The 20480-nt window shown below is 30.9% G+C and carries 21 protein-coding genes, 1 pseudogene and 1 CRISPR repeat array; of the genes and pseudogenes, 9 read left to right on the top strand and 13 right to left on the bottom strand.

Annotation, left to right across the window (positions count from 1 at the left end):
* Positions 1-5 precede the first annotated feature (5 nt).
* The 3 genes from DFR85_RS28100 to DFR85_RS28090 form a co-directional block, all read right to left on the bottom strand.
* On the bottom strand, positions 6-941 hold the full coding sequence (locus tag DFR85_RS28100) for a PEP/pyruvate-binding domain-containing protein (protein ID WP_110271898.1): 936 nt from the start codon (positions 939-941) through the stop codon (positions 6-8).
* A 108-nt stretch (positions 942-1049) separates the two neighbouring features.
* The gene (locus tag DFR85_RS28095; protein ID WP_110271136.1) at positions 1050-1334 is read right to left on the bottom strand and encodes a hypothetical protein; all 285 of its coding nucleotides are present in this window, start codon (positions 1332-1334) and stop codon (positions 1050-1052) included.
* A gap of 112 nt (positions 1335-1446) precedes the next feature.
* Entirely contained in the window at positions 1447-2157 is a 711-nt protein-coding gene (locus DFR85_RS28090; RefSeq protein ID WP_110271135.1) for a hypothetical protein, read from the bottom strand.
* A gap of 137 nt (positions 2158-2294) precedes the next feature.
* Here DFR85_RS28090 and DFR85_RS28085 point away from each other — a divergent pair, with 137 nt between their 5' ends.
* On the top strand, positions 2295-2687 hold the full coding sequence (locus DFR85_RS28085) for a metal-sulfur cluster assembly factor (RefSeq protein WP_110271134.1): 393 nt from the start codon (positions 2295-2297) through the stop codon (positions 2685-2687).
* Here the strand turns inward: DFR85_RS28085 and DFR85_RS28080 are convergent, their stop codons facing one another.
* From DFR85_RS28080 to DFR85_RS28070, 3 genes are read right to left on the bottom strand one after another with little or no spacing between them, the layout of a single operon-like run.
* Complete coding sequence (locus DFR85_RS28080) at positions 2688-3023, bottom strand: PaREP1 family protein (RefSeq protein ID WP_110271133.1); 336 nt, start codon at positions 3021-3023, stop codon at positions 2688-2690.
* Positions 2989-3378 carry a PaREP1 family protein gene (locus DFR85_RS28075; protein ID WP_110271132.1) on the bottom strand — a complete coding sequence of 130 codons (390 nt, stop codon included), beginning with the start codon at positions 3376-3378 and terminating at the stop codon, positions 2989-2991. The genes DFR85_RS28080 and DFR85_RS28075 overlap by 35 nt, the downstream gene beginning before the upstream one ends.
* A 47-nt stretch (positions 3379-3425) precedes the next feature.
* Positions 3426-4775: a hypothetical protein gene (locus DFR85_RS28070; protein ID WP_110271131.1), complete on the bottom strand. Its 1350-nt coding sequence runs from the start codon at positions 4773-4775 to the stop codon at positions 3426-3428.
* Positions 4776-5110: 335 nt separating this feature from the next.
* On the opposite strand from DFR85_RS28070, the gene DFR85_RS28065 reads away from it, so the two are divergent.
* Positions 5111-6025: a hypothetical protein gene (locus tag DFR85_RS28065; protein WP_110271130.1), complete on the top strand. Its 915-nt coding sequence runs from the start codon at positions 5111-5113 to the stop codon at positions 6023-6025.
* Here DFR85_RS28065 and DFR85_RS28060 read toward each other — a convergent pair.
* Complete coding sequence (locus DFR85_RS28060; RefSeq protein ID WP_110271129.1) at positions 6012-6533, bottom strand: hypothetical protein; 522 nt, start codon at positions 6531-6533, stop codon at positions 6012-6014. The genes DFR85_RS28065 and DFR85_RS28060 overlap by 14 nt on opposite strands.
* Before the next feature lie 346 nt (positions 6534-6879).
* Positions 6880-7368 carry a purine-cytosine permease family protein gene (locus DFR85_RS28055; RefSeq protein WP_110271128.1) on the bottom strand — a complete coding sequence of 163 codons (489 nt, stop codon included), beginning with the start codon at positions 7366-7368 and terminating at the stop codon, positions 6880-6882.
* A gap of 1028 nt (positions 7369-8396) precedes the next feature.
* Between DFR85_RS28055 and DFR85_RS28050 the strand changes: the two genes are divergently transcribed.
* The 3 genes from DFR85_RS28050 to DFR85_RS31970 all read left to right on the top strand — a co-directional run bounded on the left by DFR85_RS28050 (position 8397) and on the right by DFR85_RS31970 (position 10651).
* A complete protein-coding gene (locus tag DFR85_RS28050) occupies positions 8397-8816 on the top strand; it encodes an SPASM domain-containing protein (RefSeq protein ID WP_168367210.1) in 420 nt (139 codons plus the stop codon).
* Positions 8803-10002: an MFS transporter gene (locus DFR85_RS28045; protein WP_110271126.1), complete on the top strand. Its 1200-nt coding sequence runs from the start codon at positions 8803-8805 to the stop codon at positions 10000-10002. Before DFR85_RS28050 ends, DFR85_RS28045 begins: the two co-directional genes overlap by 14 nt.
* Before the next feature lie 157 nt (positions 10003-10159).
* Positions 10160-10651, top strand: coding sequence for a HEPN domain-containing protein (locus DFR85_RS31970; RefSeq protein ID WP_246252888.1), 492 nt, complete (start codon positions 10160-10162; stop codon positions 10649-10651).
* Positions 10652-10659: 8 nt separating this feature from the next.
* Here the strand turns inward: DFR85_RS31970 and DFR85_RS28035 are convergent.
* Positions 10660-11707 (bottom strand): annotated as a pseudogene (locus DFR85_RS28035) (ISH3 family transposase).
* A 1035-nt stretch (positions 11708-12742) separates the two neighbouring features.
* On the opposite strand from DFR85_RS28035, the gene DFR85_RS28030 reads away from it, so the two are divergent.
* Positions 12743-13267 carry a hypothetical protein gene (locus DFR85_RS28030; protein ID WP_110271125.1) on the top strand — a complete coding sequence of 175 codons (525 nt, stop codon included), beginning with the start codon at positions 12743-12745 and terminating at the stop codon, positions 13265-13267.
* A gap of 448 nt (positions 13268-13715) precedes the next feature.
* Here the strand turns inward: DFR85_RS28030 and proC are convergent, their stop codons facing one another.
* Positions 13716-14513 (bottom strand): pyrroline-5-carboxylate reductase, encoded by a 798-nt coding sequence (gene proC / locus DFR85_RS28025; protein ID WP_110271124.1) that lies wholly within the window; start codon positions 14511-14513, stop codon positions 13716-13718.
* Between the two features lie 310 nt (positions 14514-14823).
* On the opposite strand from proC, the gene DFR85_RS28020 reads away from it, so the two are divergent.
* Positions 14824-15264 carry a hypothetical protein gene (locus tag DFR85_RS28020; RefSeq protein ID WP_110271123.1) on the top strand — a complete coding sequence of 147 codons (441 nt, stop codon included), beginning with the start codon at positions 14824-14826 and terminating at the stop codon, positions 15262-15264.
* An 8-nt stretch (positions 15265-15272) separates the two neighbouring features.
* On the opposite strand, the gene DFR85_RS28015 is transcribed toward DFR85_RS28020, so the two are convergent.
* Both DFR85_RS28015 and DFR85_RS28010 read right to left on the bottom strand, forming a co-directional pair.
* On the bottom strand, positions 15273-16289 hold the full coding sequence (locus DFR85_RS28015) for an AsnC family protein (RefSeq protein ID WP_110271122.1): 1017 nt from the start codon (positions 16287-16289) through the stop codon (positions 15273-15275).
* Between the two features lie 49 nt (positions 16290-16338).
* The gene (locus DFR85_RS28010) at positions 16339-16479 is read right to left on the bottom strand and encodes a hypothetical protein (protein WP_162582795.1); all 141 of its coding nucleotides are present in this window, start codon (positions 16477-16479) and stop codon (positions 16339-16341) included.
* Between the two features lie 502 nt (positions 16480-16981).
* Between DFR85_RS28010 and DFR85_RS28005 the strand changes: the two genes are divergently transcribed.
* Together DFR85_RS28005 and csa3 are read left to right on the top strand one after the other, a co-directional pair.
* Positions 16982-17740, top strand: a complete 759-nt coding sequence (locus tag DFR85_RS28005; RefSeq protein WP_110271121.1) for a nucleotide-binding protein — start codon at positions 16982-16984, stop codon at positions 17738-17740.
* A gap of 10 nt (positions 17741-17750) precedes the next feature.
* Positions 17751-18924: a CRISPR direct-repeat array (repeat unit 24 nt; unit sequence CTTTCAACTCTATGGAAGATTAAC).
* A gap of 354 nt (positions 18925-19278) precedes the next feature.
* The gene (gene csa3 / locus DFR85_RS28000) at positions 19279-19932 is read left to right on the top strand and encodes a CRISPR-associated CARF protein Csa3 (RefSeq protein ID WP_110271120.1); all 654 of its coding nucleotides are present in this window, start codon (positions 19279-19281) and stop codon (positions 19930-19932) included.
* A 16-nt stretch (positions 19933-19948) separates the two neighbouring features.
* Here csa3 and cas4 read toward each other — a convergent pair whose 3' ends face one another.
* Complete coding sequence (cas4, locus tag DFR85_RS27995) at positions 19949-20479, bottom strand: CRISPR-associated protein Cas4 (RefSeq protein WP_110271119.1); 531 nt, start codon at positions 20477-20479, stop codon at positions 19949-19951.
* Position 20480 lies beyond the last annotated feature (1 nt).

Below are 20480 nucleotides of genomic sequence, written 5' to 3'. Positions count from 1 at the left end.
AAAATCTAAACTCCTTCTATAACCGTATTTATACCTCTCACTTCTAATACATAGATTCTGTTATCACTAATTGCCCACTCTATGTTAACTGGTTTAGAGAAAATTTCCTCAATTTTTATTGCAGTATTTGCTATTTTAACGGCTTCATCGTCTGTAATACTAGGGGATTTTCTTTCTTCTTCGTCCATTTCTATTTTTCTTATTAGTCTCTCATTCTCGTCAAAAACAAATTTTACTATTTTATCTGAAATAAATTTTTCAGTTACTACTCTTTGGTATTTAGGTATGATAAATCTATCTGGAGTTACAACACCTTTAGTAACTGCTTCTCCTAACCCCCAACTAGATTCTATAACTATCATTTTAGGATCTTTAGTTACTGGATGTAGTGTAAAAGCAGTCCCAGCACTTCTAGGATTTATCATTTCTTGAACAATAACTGCAGGTAATGGATCTTCGCCCGTTGAAATACGGTATGATAATGATCTTGGATTAAAGTAACTTGACCAGGCCATTTTTATAAAATGAGGAACGTCCTCTTTACTTATGTAAAGATAAGTTTCCATCTCACCCGCAAAAGTATGTCCAGAAAGACTTGAAGTTACTGTAGGCCTAACAGCAAAAAATTCTGAGGAAAGTCCATGAAGTTTAATTTTAATCTCATTTTCTATTTCTTCTGGAATTTCTTCTTTTTCTATTATTTCTTTTATTCTCTGAAATCTTTCATTTAAATCATTTAAATCATTTAAATCAACATTTCTTAGCTCATTATTAATTTTTCCTTTAATTTTATTTAAAAACTCTTGAAATGCAGATTTTGTTATTACAAAACCTTCAGGAACATTTATGTTATAATGATATAAGTCTCCTAAGTAGGCCGCTTTTCTTCCTACATAGCTTACCATGTTTGCAGATACTTCATCTAAGTTATACGTATACATAAGATAGCATGCGTTTGCTAAAATAAAAATCTTCCTAGAAAAGTTCATTATTTAATTTAACCTTCATTTTTATAATTAACAAATACGTTATGCTTATACAGTAATATATTACTTTTTATTTTCTAATTCCTTCTTTTCTCTCTCTATAGAATCTAAAGCTTCTTTTAAATCATTTTCTATTACAGTTAAAACTTCCAACTTTACTTGATTCGGTAAGTGTTCTAAGAGTTTTTCAACAGCTTCATCAGATACTTTAGCTCTGTTCTTCCAAAATAATGTCTTTTTCTGTTCTCCTACAATTTGCCTTATTTGTTCAGGAGATAAATATCTTAAAGCTTCATTGTAAACTTGTCTTCTAATGTTATTACTCATGTAAAATGTATAGCGTTTCATATAACGATATATGAAAGATAAAATTTAAACTTTTCTATTTAAATTCAAATATTTCTGATATATAATGATTTAATTTTTCTCTTTTTGAGTATTTTCTTATTTTAGTAAGGAGTCAGTATCTGAAAATAAAATAATATCTTATGAAGATTTCACAAATAATAATAACAAGCATTAATATTATGGTTCGTCTAGCTATCTTCCAACCAAGGTTTTTTATATCCTTCGCAGAACTTAATTTATTTCCAGGATTTAGGAATCTTATTGAAGGCTCTATTAAACCTATTAATATTATTGGAATATAAAGAGAAAAGTAAACTATAGTAAAGAGGCTTATTATCCATGCTAATCTTACAGTGTTTTTAGATATTTTCCTAAAAGGTATCTTGTATTCAACATATAAAGATTGAGTTAAAGTATAGAGAAACCAAAGGACAAATATCGAAATAACCTTAATATTTATCTCATAAAGAATTGCAGACCAAGGTAAGTAGAGTGAAACTATTGAATAAGTTCCAAAAAGTGTCGGTATAATTTTTATTTTTAAATATGAAGTTATAAAAGCAAATATTATAAAGATCAAAGGTATAATAAGATAAACTGTAAAGAAAAGTAAATATGGAACAGAATTTAAAGCTATTAAAAAATAGTCAAACTTACAAAATTTTCTCGACAATAATCTGGAGTAAAGCCTTTCTATAGTAAATCCATTTAAAAGCACTAACGGAATAAGTTCAGTAAGAATCAAAAATTTGGAAGTTAAAAATGCTGAAAAGAGAAACGTCGTAAATATGAGGCTTAATGCTCCAGTATTAGTTATTCTCAATATAGAATCAAATCTCTTTATGGATATATAAATTATAAACCTATGAAATAAGGAGAATAAATTCAAAAATAAATTCAAATAAATAATAAGCGAGATTATAAGCGAAATATATAAACTGGTAAAGCATACTTTACCATATGTCAAGCAAAATTAACGTAGATGAATGGAGAAAAAAAATTCTAGAAGGTCTAACTCAAGTTTATGATCCTGAGATTCCTGTAGATGTCGTAAATCTTGGATTAATTTATGAATTGAAAATTAGCGACGATGGAGACGTTTATGTTAGACTAGGTTTAACAGCTCCAGGCTGCCCAGTTATTGACGATTTAGTTTACACAGTTGAGCAAGTTATTAAGGAAAGTGTTCCTGCTAAAAGTGTTAATGTAGATGTTGACTTAGATACTCCTTGGTCTCCACTAAAGATGTCTGCTGAAGGCAGAGAGAAATTTAAGAAAATGTATGGTTATGACATTGTTGAAATGTGGGTACAAACTTATGGAATGCCACAAGAATCTGGACAACAACAATAACTATTTTATAATATTATAAAGATTTTTAACTATATTTCCATAAAATGTTACTTTCTCTTTAGTTAATCTAGTTTCATGGAATCCTTCAACGTGAAGTATCCAAGCACTTTTCCATATATCTTTTATTATAGAATAATTGGCAGAGAGCTCTAACGATGCTTCAAATAAAAACTCTGATCTCCATCTATCAAATTTTTTAACTTTAGAAAGTACTTTAATGTTATTTTTATTTGATAGTATTTTTATTGCTTCTTCTGCTGCTTTGTAGTATTTTTCGCTTGCTTGAACTAGATCGTTTTTGTTAAGGAATTCGTCCCCTTCCTTCAAGAATTGCATTATATTCTCTATCTGCAATTTTAACCAACTCTTCTATGTCTTTTTTAAGATCTTCTATTACTTCTTTACTTAAGTTTACTGTTATTAAAGATAGAGCAGAAGCCCAATAAATTGGTATCTTCTCATCAATTTTTTCCGAAATTAAAAATACTGCATCGTTAAGTATTCTAGTATTCCAACCTTCTTTTGAAACCTCCTTCTCTATGTATTTTAGTCTTAATATTATAGCTAGTATTTTTATTGCTTCTTCTGCTGCTTTGTAGTATTTTTCGCTTGCTTGAACTAGATCGTTTTTGTTAAGGAATTCGTCCCCTTCCTTAAGATAAATGTCTGCTGAAGTTCCTAGATTTAACATTATATATTAAATTCTCAACATTAACAAATAAATATATTCTTTAAATGCTAAGAAGTTTTATCTCCACATTCTAGAAATCCTTGATAGAAATCTCTGTTTTCTATTTTCTCTATAATTTTTTTCCTTTTTTCCTTATTTAATTGAGGAAAGTTTTCGCATAGTATTTTCCCTAATTCTACCATATATTTACCTTTTGCCAAATTAAATAATTCGTCTATATCAAATTCATTTACTCTCCTGTTTAGAAGTTTTAGGAATTTCTCTATGTATTGTTCATTATTTTCCACTAATTTAAGAATCTTATTTTTATGCTTTGAAAGAATAATATAGGAGAGATTTTGCAGAATTCCTTCAGCCACGTCCTTGTTTTTCAAAGCTAGATTTAATATTCTAATTTCGTCTTCTTCCTTTAATTCTTTGTAATTCATAAAGAGATCGAAGAATTTATTGAAAGTTATTGAGAATCCATTGCCGATTCCTTTTGCAAATTCCTTATTTTCAAAGGTGATTTCTTCGACTTTTGATTTTAAATCTTCTGTTAAATAGGAAAAATTCTGACCTAAATTTGTACCCATTGCAAAAGAAAGTTTACAATCCTTTAGAGCGATATTAAGCAATTCAAAGAAGACTTTATCCTGAATATATTCCAAATCTATGCATTCAATTAACCCTAATGCAAATTCCTTATTATTTTTAGCCTCCTCAATTATATTTAATTTCCAAGAATAAGTTAAAGAGTCAAAGATTTTCCCTATGCCTCTACCGAGACCTCTATCAGCACTAAAAAGTATTTTTCTCTTTTGAAAATCATTTAATTGGTTGAATTTTTCTCCTATTACTTCCATAACTTCAGAATTTTTGAAATTATATATATCAGAAAACTCATTTAAATTTATAGCTCTTAAAAACTCATAAGCAAAAGAACTATTATTTAATAATTCCTTCATTTTTTCCTTAATTTCTATTGGCATTCTACGATAATTTTCGCCAAAATTTTTGCCAACTTCGCCTAAATTTTTTTCTTCCTTTATTACGTCAATAGCGTAAATTATTCCGTCCTTAAGGGTTGGTATAGAAAGATCTATTTTAGATAATACATAAATTGCCATAAGTTTAGACGAAATTAAAGTCATGAATTTTTCCTTTTTTATTTCCTTTAATTCAGATATACCTCTAGCCAAACCTTCACATACTGAAGGATACTCGTTACATTCATCATTAATTCTTTTTATCCATGTATCTTCTATATTATTAATCTCTCTTCCTAGGCCAGAATAGAAGGAAATAATATTAAACTCTCTATCTTCCCTTTCACTAGCCTTAAGTATAGATAATACTGCTTCTTTTACATCATTTTCCAAATAAGGAAATTTTTCTCCTAATTTTTCCCAATCCATAAGACTATTGTACTAAAAGAAAAATAATAACATTGAGGAAGAATGAAGTAGATAAGTGTTTTAGCTAAAGAGTAACAATGCTTTCATAACGAAATAATATTCGTGTTTTCCGCGGAAGTATTTCTATTATATAGCAGATTATTTTATACTATATTAAAAAATTAAGATAAACAATATTTTACTAAAAACTCTATTTAAAGATAAAGATATCTTAACTTTTGAATTTGGCAGAAGTCCTAACATAGAGAATAATAAAATAGTACTAATATTTTGAGATTGAAACTCAAATATTAGGCATAAATATCTAATATCTGTATTCAATACTTAAAGTTGATATGAAAAAGGCAATAGAACCGTGGGGAGTCAACATACCGTTTATTATCCTGACAATTATATATTGGTCATTAGGAGGGATATCCTTAGCAGAAGGATTGCCATTTCATCCTTATTTTATGATGATAGGAGCTTATTCCTTATTCTTTGGAATGTTGTTAAGACTCTTTTTCCCGGCTAGGAAATATTTTCCTTTACATATTCTTTCGTTAGTACTTATAGCTATTCCTATTTATCCATTACAAGCTATAGCATCGTTATCATTAATATTTAATGAATTGTGGGGATTAAAAGACGTAATACATTATGGTAGTAAATTTCCAATTAATCTATTAGTTTTAGCTTCACCTTTCTCCTCATTGCTTGCTTGGTCTTTTTATCCATATTTAGGATACTCAATCTTAATGGTAGGATTATTGTTTTATCTTTTTGGAATAAACATTGGCGTATTTACTGCAACAGTAGGAGCTAAACCTAAATTTGGCATAAAACAATTGCCAATATTTATTTTAATAATATTAACAATTTACCATAATTTCTTATTTTTTTCTCTCTTAGGTTATTTTGTATGGTTATTTTATAACTCAAAGATAATAAAAAATGGATTATCGGTAGTTTTTGTATCGCTTTTTATAACCTTAGCCTCAATCTTCTTGGGAGAAGAAATTCACGCTTTTGCTCTAGGAATTATGGCAATGTTCTTCTTTAATTGTATAATATATTCAACATCAAGGTATAACTATAGTAAAGCTTATCCTATTCCTTATCTCCTTTTGATATCGTATTTCTTTAGGTTTATAAATATAGAAATATCTGGAATATTCTTTATAATATCTACTTTATATTTCCTTTATCTTATAAAAGATAACTTTACTTTAAAATCTTTAAAGACAGGATTATCATCTAAGTACTTTTAAAATCTTTGTCTAGGCTAACTTTGATTCCTTCAATTCTTACTCCCTTATTCTTCATTGTTTTTAAGTAAGCAACATATTCTTCTCCTAACTCTTCCCTAACTTTGTCTAAAGTTGTTTCTCCACCTGCAGCTATTAAATAATCTATCAATTCTCCTTCAATTTTATCTGGAGTTAAATTCTTTTTTTCTTCTATTTTCCTAATCTCCTCCTCTTCATCATCTTCTTTTACAACTTCCTTACTTCTCTTATATTGCTCATACGATAGCTCGTCCAGTTTAGTAAAAATCCTAACGTGTCTCCTATAGGACTCTATTATCCTATATGCTATATCTAAAGCCTCTTGGTCGGATAACCGAATTATTTTATCGCTCTTATCGTCACCAACTCTTATAAAAAATCCACCGTCAATTACATTCCCATCCTTTATTACTGGAGGAGATTCTCCTACTCTTATCCAAATTGTACTGCCGTCATCCTTCTTATGAACTTTCCTAACTATGATTGCCATAATTCTCCTTTATTTATAAATGGAATTGCACCTTAAAATTCCTTTTTAATCATAGATTAGTATTACATCATTTGTTTTGAATAAATCTCGAAAATTTATATTAAAATTTTATAGATTTTAAAATACTGCCTTCTACTATCCCATTAATTTCACTGAGTGAATAAGTTATTTTACCTTTATAGAAAAAATAAGGGAATTTGAACTATTAACTTCTGATATTTCCTTACTCTTTGTACATAACCTAATACGGTATTTAATTCTGTAGTTCCATACTAGCCGATGAAGCGAGTGTAAGTTCAAGACTAACTAAAATTATAAAAAACTTCAATTAAAGAATATTTATCTTTTAGAGAATCATATACACTACAATTGAGACTATCAGCATAATTATTTGAGAAATATCTATTCCTCCTAAAATACTTGATACAAGGCCTTCATAAGGTATTCCATACTGTTTAAGGTTCATGAAAGGTAAACCTAAAATTATAGCAGCAGCAAAAGATAACCATGCTATTTTCCAATCTTTTTTCTTCATTGTATATGCTATTAATATGCCTATCCAAGGAGAAATCCAATAGCCTAGACTACTGAGGAAATTTATTAGAAAGTTTAGAAAATTTTGATAAACAAAGTAAAAAATTATGAATCCTAAAACTCCTGCTATTAACGTTGCTATCCTTTTCTTCGTCTTAACTATAGACGTTAATGCTACTGTATTTGTATAGAGGTTTAACGCATCTGCTGATATAATTCCTAAAATCATTATTGATACTCCTGCAATGAAATATTTACCTAAAATTCCTAAAACGTCAGCAATTGGTGAAGGTTTTCCCATTGCTAATGCGCTAAGATAACCAATGTAACTTAGCCAAACGCTCGGAATAGTTACTCCAAAGGAAGTGTAAAGTAAAGATTTCTTTAAACTTAAGTTAATTCCTTTACTATAATCACTTGCATAAGGAGACCAGCTTAATATTGCACCGAAGGAAGTTAGGAAAACTAACCAAAAAGACGAAATCGAGCTTCCTGCAGGAGTATGTATATTCTTTGCTGTAACCTCAACTGTTACAAAAATTCCTAAAAGAATTAACAGAACACTAGCGTAACTCTCAAATTTATGAATGAACGACGATCCTAAAATTACTACAAAAACATCAGTTATTACTATTATTATACCTCCTAATACTATATTATTTGTAAGTACTGAAAGAGCGAATCCTCCTAAGGTTACGTTGACTGTGAACTACCACGCCCTAACGGGCGTGGCTTCCTGCTTCAAAGCCGAGGCTTGCCAAAGGTAGAGGTCTCAGCTCCACAGGCACTAAGGGTCGTTCCGACCCCGAGCACTAATGTGAACCCACAGTATCCCAATATGGGACTGTTGAATGGAGTAGAGGCGTACCACATAGACCCTCGCTTTAACCAAGGCGTCTCAGTGACGCTTACTCCGTCAGTGACTGCCATTAATAGAATATTTGAAAAAGAAGTATATAAGTTTTACAAAGGAGGCTATCCATCTCCACCCTTACCGGTAGATCCAAAATCATATTACAAATATAAATTCAACATTAAACCTCATATTTTTTCTTCATAAGTAAAGGAACATACTTCATTATACTCATAATCAAGAGCATTAAGAATAATGTATTAAATAATCAATGTAAATAAAACAGATTCTATCATATACATCTTTATCATTTTCTAATATTATAATAATATCTCTCAGTTAATCGTGTGGAAATATAAAAAATCTAATATGGTACTTGGAAATTTATAAAAATTATCATATAATTATCTAACTAATTACATTAAATCTTTACGAACCATTAATAACAAATAAAAATTATTTTTACTAATAAGATTTTGGGTCTACCATGCAGTGCAGGATTTAGTAATATAACTATTATGCCAAATGGTGATATATACTCATGTTATATGCTCTCATACGATAACAGATTTTATATGGGTAATATTATTAATGGATTAAATAATTATAGATTGTTTAAAGTTCAAAATTTTCTTAAGTACGTGAATGTAAAAACTAATATAGACCAATGTAGAACATGTGATATAATGAAAATTTGCAATGCGTGCCTTGGCGATTTAAAGTTTGGCGAAAATGGAAAAGTTATCATAGATAATTATGCTTGTAATTATTACTTAGGTTTATACGAAGGATTTTTAGTTGAATTAAATGATATAATGCTTAATGATATTAAATGGAAAAGCTTTAAGGAAAATCTTAGAAAAATGAAAGAGATAGTAGAATATGTCGAAAACTAATTGGAAAAATGCTCTGTATAATATAATGTCAATTAATTTAATTAATTTCAATATAACGCTTGCAATATTTACGATGGAATGGATAATATCAAAGCTAACTTGTTCAAGTTTACTCACTGGAATTCTAATAGGTCTCTCTTCATTAGCTTACTTTTTCAGTTATTTTACCGGAGCATTTATGGATTTAACTAGGAAAAAGAAGACAATACTTTTGGGATTAATAATAACGCTTTTTACTATTTTATTCCTGTCTCAAATTGCCTTACTTGCTAACAACGATATTTTCACTATTATTTTACTATTTTACACTTTTGCTATATTAACCGGTTTTACCTCTGATATAGCAAGTATCATTTTAAGTATATGGATTAAGGAAAATGTGAATGAAAAGGATTATAGGAAGGTCTCATCTATTAATAGAGTTACTCTTAGGTCATTAAGGATTTTAGCGGAGGCTTTGGCAGGAATATTTCTTGCTATTAGCTTTAAATATTCAATAACTCCATCATTAATTATTTTAGTAGTAGTAGGATTTCTTTTATTATCTATGAATATTACAGAGAATGTTGAAGAAAAAAGGATGCATAGTTTTAAGAAAAGTCTTATTGACGGGTTTTACTATGTGAAGAGAAGTAAAGTGTTAACTCAGTTTACAATACTTACAACGGATAATTTATTCTTCGAAATGCAGGGATTACTACTATTATTTTACGTTGAAGACGTCTTACATCAAGGGCCAATTTATTTTAGTGCACTACTTATATCAGCTGAAATAGGAATAGTAGTAGGATCGATATTTGCATTAAGAATAAATAAAGGAAAATTAGGCTTTTATCAAATAATATTTAGACTAATAATATCAGCGTCATTGGCATCATACATCCTTATTAATAATATATTTCTTGCATTAATTCCTACTTTCCTCATATTATTCTCTTCTGGAGTCAATTCAACATTAACGTCGGCCACATTACTAAGATATATAGATAAAGAATATTGGGGAAGGACTACTGGATTTATTGGAGTAATAGCCAACGGATTATCTACACTTTCCGGCCCTTTGGGGGGCATTTTAATAGAAATTATTGGAGTTGGATGGACTTACGTATTAGTTAGTGTAGTTATGCTTATATTTACTTTCCTTAAATATACTTTCAAGGAATATTATAACCTAGAAATAAAATAACTGATTCATATTTATTATCTATATATTTATAATTTGATAAAGTAAGACATAAAATGGTTTTATTCTAACTTTCAAATCGTTTGCCGAAATCAGAATCTAAGACCTTATGAAACACTATAGAAAGCTATATGACTTCTTTTTCCAAATAATCTTCATAATGGATTATAAGGAATGGATTGAGCAAGCTTTAGAAGACCTGGATACCGCTAAAGTACTTCTAGAAAATGGAAAATATTACGCTTCAGCATGGTTTGAATTAATGTATAAAATATCATCTTATGACATAGGAATAATTTATAGCATATCATATTTAGCTACTGCATTGGGCTCATTCTTTGCATCTAATTTATCTAAATGGATAAGCATATTGAATATAGCTTCTTGGACTAGAATATTAAGCGGTGCTTTATTAATTTTAATTCCGTTTTCTCCGTATTTTATAGGAAGTTTTATTTACATACTCAGAAGTCTCATAGCTGGTTTTGGTTCTCCGAGTAGATCTACAGTAAACATGAAAGGGATATCTACTGAAGATTTCGGTGCTGCCTCAAGTATTCAAGGTATAGCTTCAAGAACTTCTCAAGCTACTGCAGGTGCTAGTGGATATTTAATGGAAATCTATTTACCTATGCCCCTCATTATCCGGTAGACCCAAAATCACCTCCTTAAAAATAAATCTATAGTGTAAATAAGTGTTTCAATTATATTAAATGTAAAATTCTCTGGATTGAATAAATCAGGAAATAAAAGAATTAATAATAATCTAAATTCCTCTCTCCCCACCTCCCCCTTGAATATGGTATATAAGGAGTAGAGTACAAGGGCCAGCACGAAGATCAACGTGCGGAAAACAAACTTAGTAGAACTAGTAAATGGAAGAAAAGCCTTAATGTTCCTATAAGAGGTCTCTATGGGACCTCTTACCTTATTGTACAAATCCAACACTTCCCTCTTGGGCAGATCTAGATTAGTAGCCCTAGCAAAATAAACAAGACTCTTCTTTCTCCTCACTTTTTCCTTGCTATACACGAGAAGCCTGAACTTGACCTGCTCATCCCTCCTACTTACTATTAGTTGTGTAATCCCCGTCAAACTCCTCAAACACCTTCACGTCCCCAGCTGGGACAGCAATTATATACTTAAACTGTGAAATGAAATTGAGCACATCAACTGTGTAGAAACCAGCGTCAAGAGTTATCAACCTTATCTTGAATCCCATTGCCATTACTTGCTCCACAAGAACCTTCACTATCTCGTCCTTAGTCATACCGTTCACTTGCGGAATAAAGGCAAGTAAAAGTACTTTCCCCTTATACTTGGTTGTTGCAGTTGCGTAGTTCCACGAGTTTCCTTTTTCAGAGCTCCCGAGCCCTTTCACTGGTTTCCCATACCACGTCTTGGTTGTCCAGTCTATTGAAAGATCTATCTCATTCACTCCCTTCAGTACTTCTAAGGATATTTTCCTAGCTCTTTCCAATAGCTTTTCAATCACTTCCATCCCTTGTTTCTCTACGTAATTCCTCACGGTCTGTGGGGATACGTCATACGCTCTGGACTTGTTCTCTACTGAATCGTTCCACAAACACGCGGAGATGAGAGTTTTTGCTACCTCATCTACCTTTTCCCCTTGGAAGTTCAACATGGAAAGTAATTTATATCCTATTTGTTGAATGTTATTTTGGTGAGGGAGACCGGGTGTTACCATCTTCCTATCTCACGTGGTAATACTCCATCTCCCTCACCTTAAACCCTTTCTTCAATTCTTTACACTCTTATAAATTTCTTTATCTTTTATAAATTCGATATTATCCTACCAGAAATATTTTTTCTAATATGATTTTGGGTCTACCGGTAAGGGTGGAGATGGATAGGCTCCACATGCTTCGCCTCTAACATGGCTAGGCGATAGCTTGAAGAGGCGAGGAAACCACTCGATAGAGGTTAACTTTAGGATCTTCACTTTGTATGTGTAATACTCTTTTTCTGATTCTTGAATTTTTCTATAATACGCGTTGTATTGTTAATTTTGTTAGGAGATAGTGCGAACTAACTATGAGAACGTCCCCTTAAATTTTTGCACGCTCCTACTCGGGATGTTGTCCCACATGTTAGATCGCGGGGACGTATAGCCAGCCTATCCAACGGGGTTTTATCCCCATGTTCACTTTCGGCTTGTGTTATTTTCTTGTTCTCTTTATAAAAGTTTTACTCTTGTAAAGCTTGTCTTCTTGTTTAGGAGTGTTGTTCGTGAAAATCGCCGTAGGAGCCTCCTTTGTGGTTACATTTAAATACGTATTTTTCAAATATTCTATTAATGGCAGTCACTGACGGAGTAAGCGTCACTGAGACGCCTTGGTTAAAGCGAGGGTCTATGTGGTACGCCTCTGCTCCATTCAACAGTCCCATATTGGGATACTGTGGGTTCACATTAGTGCTCGGGGTCGGAACGACCCTTAGTGCCTGTGGAGCTGAGACCTCTACCTTTGGCAAGCCTCGGCTTTGAAGCAGGAAGCCACGTCCGTTAGGGCGTGGCAGTTCACTAAATGGAAGTAAACTACTAACTGTAACGCGTAATGGTTTTACAGAGAATGTAACTCTAGGATTTAATGGATTTTACTATTATGTTAATGTTTCCTTTACTAACCTTCGAAATAGCTCTATAATAATACTTACTGATGAATTTTTTAAACCCAACACGACAATAGAATTATTTGGAAGTTATCCACTAAATATTGAGATATTGAATCCACTAAATGATTCGGCATATTCTTTATTACCAACAGGAGTGATACTTGGGAGTCCTATTATCATTCCAAAAAATTATACGTTTAAGCCTGGACAGACTATGTGGTTTTATAAAAAGATAGATTATTTGTGTCCAATTCCTAATAACACAGCTTTCTACAACGCGTTTTCCAGATTATCAGATCTAAATCCTGGTAATTACGAATTATTAGTTTATTCATGGTTAACAAACGTTACTATTAAACTTAATTTTACGATAACAACGCCACTCGTTCCATATCTAGTTTCCCACAATGGTAAACTTTACGCAATACTGCCACGTGAACCTTCTAAGATAGAAGTTGATAACAAACTATATTCAAACATAATTAATGTAGGAAATCATATCTATGAAATCGGAAACTGGCCAAACACATCGTCTGGTAACTGTATGGAGCTTATTAATGCAGAAATATGGTTTGGAAATGAAGTTTACAATACTAGTATTTACTTACTTTCATATTTTCCTAATGAAAAATGATATCCAAAGGAATTTAATTCTGACTAAATTTTTTATTTAGCTTTTATAAGAAACAAGATAAGTGATTTATTGAAGCTTTAATTAGATTTATACAAAGTTTTCTTTCAGAAAATGCGCTAGTTTTCGTTATTGCTTTCAAAACGTTTATAGCTTTAGACTTAAGGATATACAACCAAATCCTAGTATAAGAACTTTTAGAAAATACTAGTATAGCACTTTAGGGAAATTTCAAAGTAGATATTATTTCTGAAAACGGAAACTGAGGTCTAAAGTATCCGATTTTGTTTTATTTACTAATCTATTAAAAAGTATTTTTATAGTTATTTGTGAGAATCTCTAAATTAACGATTTTTCGTTTAAAAACTGTTCATATAGAAAATCCATCAAGAACAATTCAATTAAGGTTTTGCATAGGTTTATTATTTTATCAATAATGAAATATCTAAATTTACATCCTAAATTTTTTGTCAATTTCGTTTCCTATAGTAATTGATCTTTGGTATGATGCTTCTACAGTTTTTATTATTGCTGACTTAACTCCTTCAGATTCCATGGTCATAAGCCCTCTTATAGTGGTTCCTGCAGGAGTAGTTACTTGATCTCTCAATATAACTGGATGAGATTTATTAGACCTCAACATTTCTATCGTACCGTTTACCATATCTAATATTGAATCATAAGCCAAATCTCTTGGCATTCCGCAAGCAACGGCTCCCAAAGCAAACGCGTCCAATATTTCTGCAATAAAAGCTGGACCACTTCCTATTAATGCTGTCCATACATCAATTAACTCTTCTGGAATCCAATACACGCTGCCTATAGATCTAAAAATTTTCTCTACAATTTCCTTATTTTCCCCTTCTCTTTCAGCTACTGCCGTAGTAGCTTTGTTAACTAACGCATTAATGTTTGGCATTGCTCTATATACCTCAGTTTGAGGTAGAAGAGAAGAAAGGGTAGACGATTTTATACCTGCCATTACGGAGATTACAGTTTTCCCTTTCCAAGATTCCTTATTAACTTGCGTAAGAACAGTAGAAAAATGCTGAGGCTTAACGCTAAGAATTACGACGTCGGCTTTCCTTACAGCGTAATCATTATCTTTTGTACCTTCAATACCTAAAGACTTTACTTTATTTATAGTTTCTTCCCTCCTACCAGTAGCTATTACATTAAAATTGCATTTTATAGCGTTTAATATAGCGTAACCTATTTTTCCGCTCCCTATAACAGCAACGCTTTGCATAAACTAAGTTATTACATAAGCTAAATCAACATTTCGCTTCATTTAATGACAATGAAATATTTGAATTTTCATCATAATTCAAAAATTCCTATCTTACGTGATTATTTTTAAGTCTTACTTCTCATTAACTTTTCTGATCTATGAAAAACATATAAAGAATATTCTTTTCTATGAAAAGATTTACTTACATATTTTAGAAAATAGTGCATTATTGCATGGTTAAGAGGAAAATGATTGAGTGTACTTTTTAATTAAACGAAAGTATTATGATTAAAAAACTTAAAATCAAGTTGTTCAGTTTAAGATAAATATGGATTTAAATCCTGGAGAACAGATAATTTGGAAAGAGTTCCCATTAAGCAATTATAGAAAAAATTATACAATAGCAATAGTTATCATAGGTATTATACTAACATTAACAATATTTCTAGCAGCTCTCGGTATCATGTTAATTATACTAGGTTTAGGAATGTATTTCTTATTAAGATCTGCCAATCAATACGTTGTGACAAATGAAAGAGCCTTACACTTAAGATTTGGAAAAATAAAGAATGAAATACCTCTTAATACACCAAATCTTCTAGTATCTGCAGTAAATCCGCAGTACATAAATACTAGGACAGCTGGTAATCACGTTGTAGAAGACGTAGTTTTCCTACAAAACGGTGTAGAATTATTGAGATTTAGCAAAGTTCATAAAGGTAGCGAATTAATAGCTAAATTACAGAGCCTTGGATTTAGCGTAACATAAAACTTCTTTTATAGACTTTCTTCAGCCCTTAATACCATGACTTCAGGGTTAAAGTTCCATTTTCCATTAAAATGCTCATAAGGTATTGAAGCAGTTAACGAATAATTAGAATTATTCGGATGAACCTTTATGCTTATATCAGTATATTTTTCTGATAAGGAATTTAGATAGTTAAGAATATCAAAAAGCATATAGTTCTGACCAACTATCATGGCATAGTCCATTTCCTCAGATTTTGAGATATAAAGCAAAGTTGGGATTCTACTCAACTCAGATATAAGATCTTTATCATCTTTGAAAAAGATAGATATTCTATAATCTATAGGAAAAAGATAAGTTCTGTATACAGATATTAAACCTTTTCCGACTATGTGATTTTGATAATGATATAAAACGTCCTTAAATGGAATTCGTGTTGATTGTGAAATATCTTTAAGGGAATAAGTAGGATGAGCTTGTTTCTTTCCTAAAATTGTTACATCATAAGTGTCGGGATAAAAATCGTCAGAAAGATCAGGGAAATCAAAGGGTTCACGTTCACTTACTAAGAAATTATTCCTATATTTCCATTCTTTAAAATCGAATGAAGAATAATCTATTGGGTATTCTAATCTTTGAGTTTCTTCATATACTTCGTAGTATTTTATTACACCAGCAGAAACTAAAGCCTCCAATCCCCTAATAAATGAAGGATGCGTAGTGTAAACTAGACCCATTACTAGCTCTTTTGGATTCATTATATTACGAGCTATAACAACAGGAATTTCGTCTAGAATATTATAAACATTCAATAATGATATATTATAATTTCCAATAGCATAAGCTATATAATATTTAAGTCCAAGACTCCTATGCCTAGGTGATAACGATACAAATAATTTCTTTTTTAAACGTAATTCGTCTATTATAGTTTTAGTAGACTTTACTTTCGATAAAGCGCCAATCACTTGTGAATTCAGATCTCCGAATCTCTGAACATAATAAAGAACTTTAGAAACAGCAGAATCTTCAGCTAAAAAGCTCATCTTATAAATGTTCTAAAATATATATTTAAAAACGTTTCCTTTATAATATTTATCCAGAACCTGGAAATCCGCCTTCAACAATTTCTCCATGTCCTATTAGACCATGTAACGCCATTAATAATGACGCTGCAGATATTCCTATTAAAATATATCTTATAAAGTATTGATTTTGGAGGATTTGAACTTTCATTTTGATCATAATATAGCTTTCAATTTCTTGATTTAGGCTATTTCTTTATAATATCCGCGAATTTTATTAAAATCCTTTTATTAAGGTTCGTGACTTTTAAAAGTTTTCATTTACTATGTGGAAAAGTATGAAATTTTTTTCATTGTTTTCTATTATCGTGTAGAGTATTACGAGAAAATAATTTTTATATAAGAGAAAAAACTATGAGCTCATTTTTCTTAAAAACGAAATCATTATATTTCAATAGACTGTATAAAATTTCCACACTTTTATTGGTTATTTAAGCCTCAACTGAATATTTTATTTTTAAATAATAATAGGAAAATATCACCAACGATTACTTAAGGAAAATCCTTAACTGCCATAATAATCTACTCTATTCTTAGTCTTTTTCTCTTAGTAGAAATATAATATTTGTTTATACTTTTAATTTAACTCTATCCAAGATATTTATACAGTTCATAAAAGCCTTTTTTAAGTACATATTCTATATAAACTTATAATGAGAATTGTAGTCCTAGGAGCTAAGGGAGGAGTAGGAAAGTCTACTATTTCCCTTCTCCTTTCTAAGGAATATGTATTAGAAGGAAAGAAAGTCCTTCTAATAGATAGAGATCCATTATCTTGGGCCTCTAATCTTATAGGAATAAAGGATCCAGGCTTACTTTACAAAGTAGTTAATGGAGAGAAAATTGAAGGTTCTTGTAAAACTGTTTTAGAGAGACTAACTGTGCTAAAATTTTTTGGTGATTATGGAAGATTTTATTACGACATAAAGAAAGCCGAGGATCCTTCTTTGAGACAAAAATTAGAAGACGCCTACTATTCTATATTGAAAAGAAATTTTGATGTATACATAGTTGATAACCCTTCGTTAGTGACCTTCAACGATGAAATAGTAGAGATTGAAAGAAATATGTTCAGGAAAGCTCTTTCAGATCAGAAAAGGTTTAGAATTTATGTCACAGATCCTAGCGAGTCATCAATAGAGCAAACTAAAAAATATATTGAAGGACTTGAGAAAGGAGCTTATGGATCTGAAGGACTATGGGGACTAGTAGTTAATATGATACCACCATTTCCTCAAGAGATGAAAAACGCTGAATATGCAGTAGCAGATATTGAAAATATTAAGATTTTTATGCCTTTTATTGAGGAGCTTTTTATGGGGCAATATAGAATTGAAAGCGTTAAAGTTCCAGAAGAAATAAAGGCATTAGCCAAAGCTATTCAAGAGAAAGTTTTGAACTATAAAAAATGATTAGAAAACACTTTCAACTCTATGGAAGATTAACAAGAAGTTCTTAATATTACCGTTACTCCTGAAGAATGTATCTTTCAACTCTATGGAAGATTAACGGTGCTAGAGTACGCCGAGTCACATAACATTAACGTTGATGCTTTCAACTCTATGGAAGATTAACAGAGAGTTAGAAAAGGGGCCAGGCGCAAAGCCCGAAATTCTTTCAACTCTATGGAAGATTAACATATAATAAGAGAAAATTCAATTCTACTCATTCATATTTTCTTTCAACTCTATGGAAGATTAACATATAATAAAAACAGAAAAGAAATTTAGGGAAAAGGCTGCTTTCAACTCTATGGAAGATTAACTAATAACAACACGGCACCGTCAGCGTCTCAAACGACGTTCTTTCAACTCTATGGAAGATTAACCAATGGAAGGGAGAAGGGAATAAGAGCGATTTGAGTGAAACTTTCAACTCTATGGAAGATTAACCGCAGTTGAACTTTTTTGCAATATCTTGCACAGTGTTGCTTTCAACTCTATGGAAGATTAACCAGGCCAATGTAGGCGATCAGCTATACATCGTAATGGTTACTTTCAACTCTATGGAAGATTAACATGCTACCATCCAGGCGGGCTGTGGAGCTCAATTGCAGTCCTTTCAACTCTATGGAAGATTAACGAAGTGCAAACGCTGAAGTTACAGTATGTCCCTCAGTCAACTTTCAACTCTATGGAAGATTAACATTATACAAATACAATTTATAAAAAAGCTGGTTTTGTATTAATCTTTCAACTCTATGGAAGATTAACACGGGAACAAGGTGATTTATGACGCTGCGGGACAGCACTCTTTCAACTCTATGGAAGATTAACATGAGCATGTTCACGCCTTACTACTTGGTGTTGTCTGGAGCTTTCAACTCTATGGAAGATTAACGGAATATTATACTTAGGGTCCTCCTGAGCTACTAGTACTCTTTCAACTCTATGGAAGATTAACAACCCGTTTTCCATGGCATATAGGTCTAATAGTACTATACTTTCAACTCTATGGAAGATTAACACGCCGTTAAAACGTTTAAATATAAAAAAGTTTTATGTCAAACTTTCAACTCTATGGAAGATTAACAATGTTTGCTAGCGACGTTGAGAGGATACAGTTCGAGAACCTTTCAACTCTATGGAAGATTAACTGAATGTTTTTATACTTGTACTATTCTTTTTTCTTCTTTTATTATTTAAGGTTTTCTTTGTCTATTTCCTTATATTTTTTCTTTAATCTTTTACTCATTTTCTTTTTTCTTTATTCATTTTTTGTCTGTCCCGTGTAATTTCGGGATTTTTATGAAGAGAAATTTTTAGTCTTCATTTGGAGAACGTTAAAAAATTTTATCGTAAAGTGAAAGAATCTCCCGATTTTTGAAAAAATCATGAAGATACAAAGAAAAAGAGGAAAAAATTAGTACAAGAGATAGTTATTTTCACATACTTTAGCGTAAAGTTAACGGAAGATAATACTTTAAAATAAGTAATACCATAAATAATCTATGAAAACTTATCTTTTCAGTTTAGGTTTTCATGAGGATTTTATGATTAGGCGATTACATAATACATTTGCTGATAAAAGTGATAATATACTTCTTGTGGCTCCTAAGCCTATAGCTGGAGCATCATTAAGAGCATATCAAGGAATTCAATCTTATTGTTCTAAGTTATTTCTTAAGGAACCCAATCTTCTAGAAATAGAACTTACTGATTTTTTTGATATAGTAAAAAATATATCTACAGAAATTTTACAATATCCAGAGCCTTTTATAGTAGATGTTTCTGGAGGAATGCGATTAATAGGCTTTGCGATTGTTGTCTCTACTTTGGCAGTAAACAAGAAAGCTAAATTTTTTATTACACAAGAAGGGGATAATTTTGAAATTTTCTTCGAAAATTTAGAATTAAAATCGTTAATTTCCAATATATCTAAAGAAAAAATGGCAATTTTATTAAATATATATAGAAATCAGGGAATTACAATAGATGAACTAGCCAATGTTATGAATAGATCTAGAAAAACTTTAATAAATCATTTAATAGAACTGAAAGAAGCCGGAATTGTTTTTCAGAAAGGGAAAAATGGAGGATACTATCTTAGTAAACTAGGCGAAATAATTTGTTATAGGCAATCCCAAGTTTTAAATATAAAATGATAAGTATTGAACATAATTAATACGAGGTTACTGGACATATTCTCCTATATTGGCAAGAGATACAATCCTTTTTATCCCTATTAACCACGGGTGGATCTTCTGAATCTAATATACTCTTCAATTTTTGAATTTTATTCTCTACTGCTTCTAAATGTGTTTTATCAAGCTTTATATCAAGCTCTATTTTATTCCCCATGAATAATATTGCCCTTTCTACCGGAGCTATTTCCTTATTTACTAGATATGCATATGCCAATAGTTGCGTTCTAAAGTGAAGAAAACTTCTTCTATGAAATTCCTTAGCTTCCACGACAATTAGTCTATTTTTACCACCTATTATATCAACTTTCCCAGATATTATTGAGTCACTCACAAAAACTTCGAATTTAGGATTTTCCAAGTTTAATTTTTTTGCGACATCGTTAAGATTTATTTCTCTTCCTTTTATTAAAGAAAAAGTATCGGGTTCTTGATAGCTCATCCTTTGAATTATCCATGGTATAGCTTCACAGAAATCCATTTGCTTTAATAATGTAACAGGGATCATT

The sequence above is a fragment of the Acidianus brierleyi genome (assembly GCF_003201835.2).
Classification (GTDB): domain Archaea; phylum Thermoproteota; class Thermoprotei_A; order Sulfolobales; family Sulfolobaceae; genus Aramenus; species Aramenus brierleyi.
Note: the sequence above shows the minus strand (reverse complement) of the source record. Positions and strands in the feature narration are given on the sequence as shown.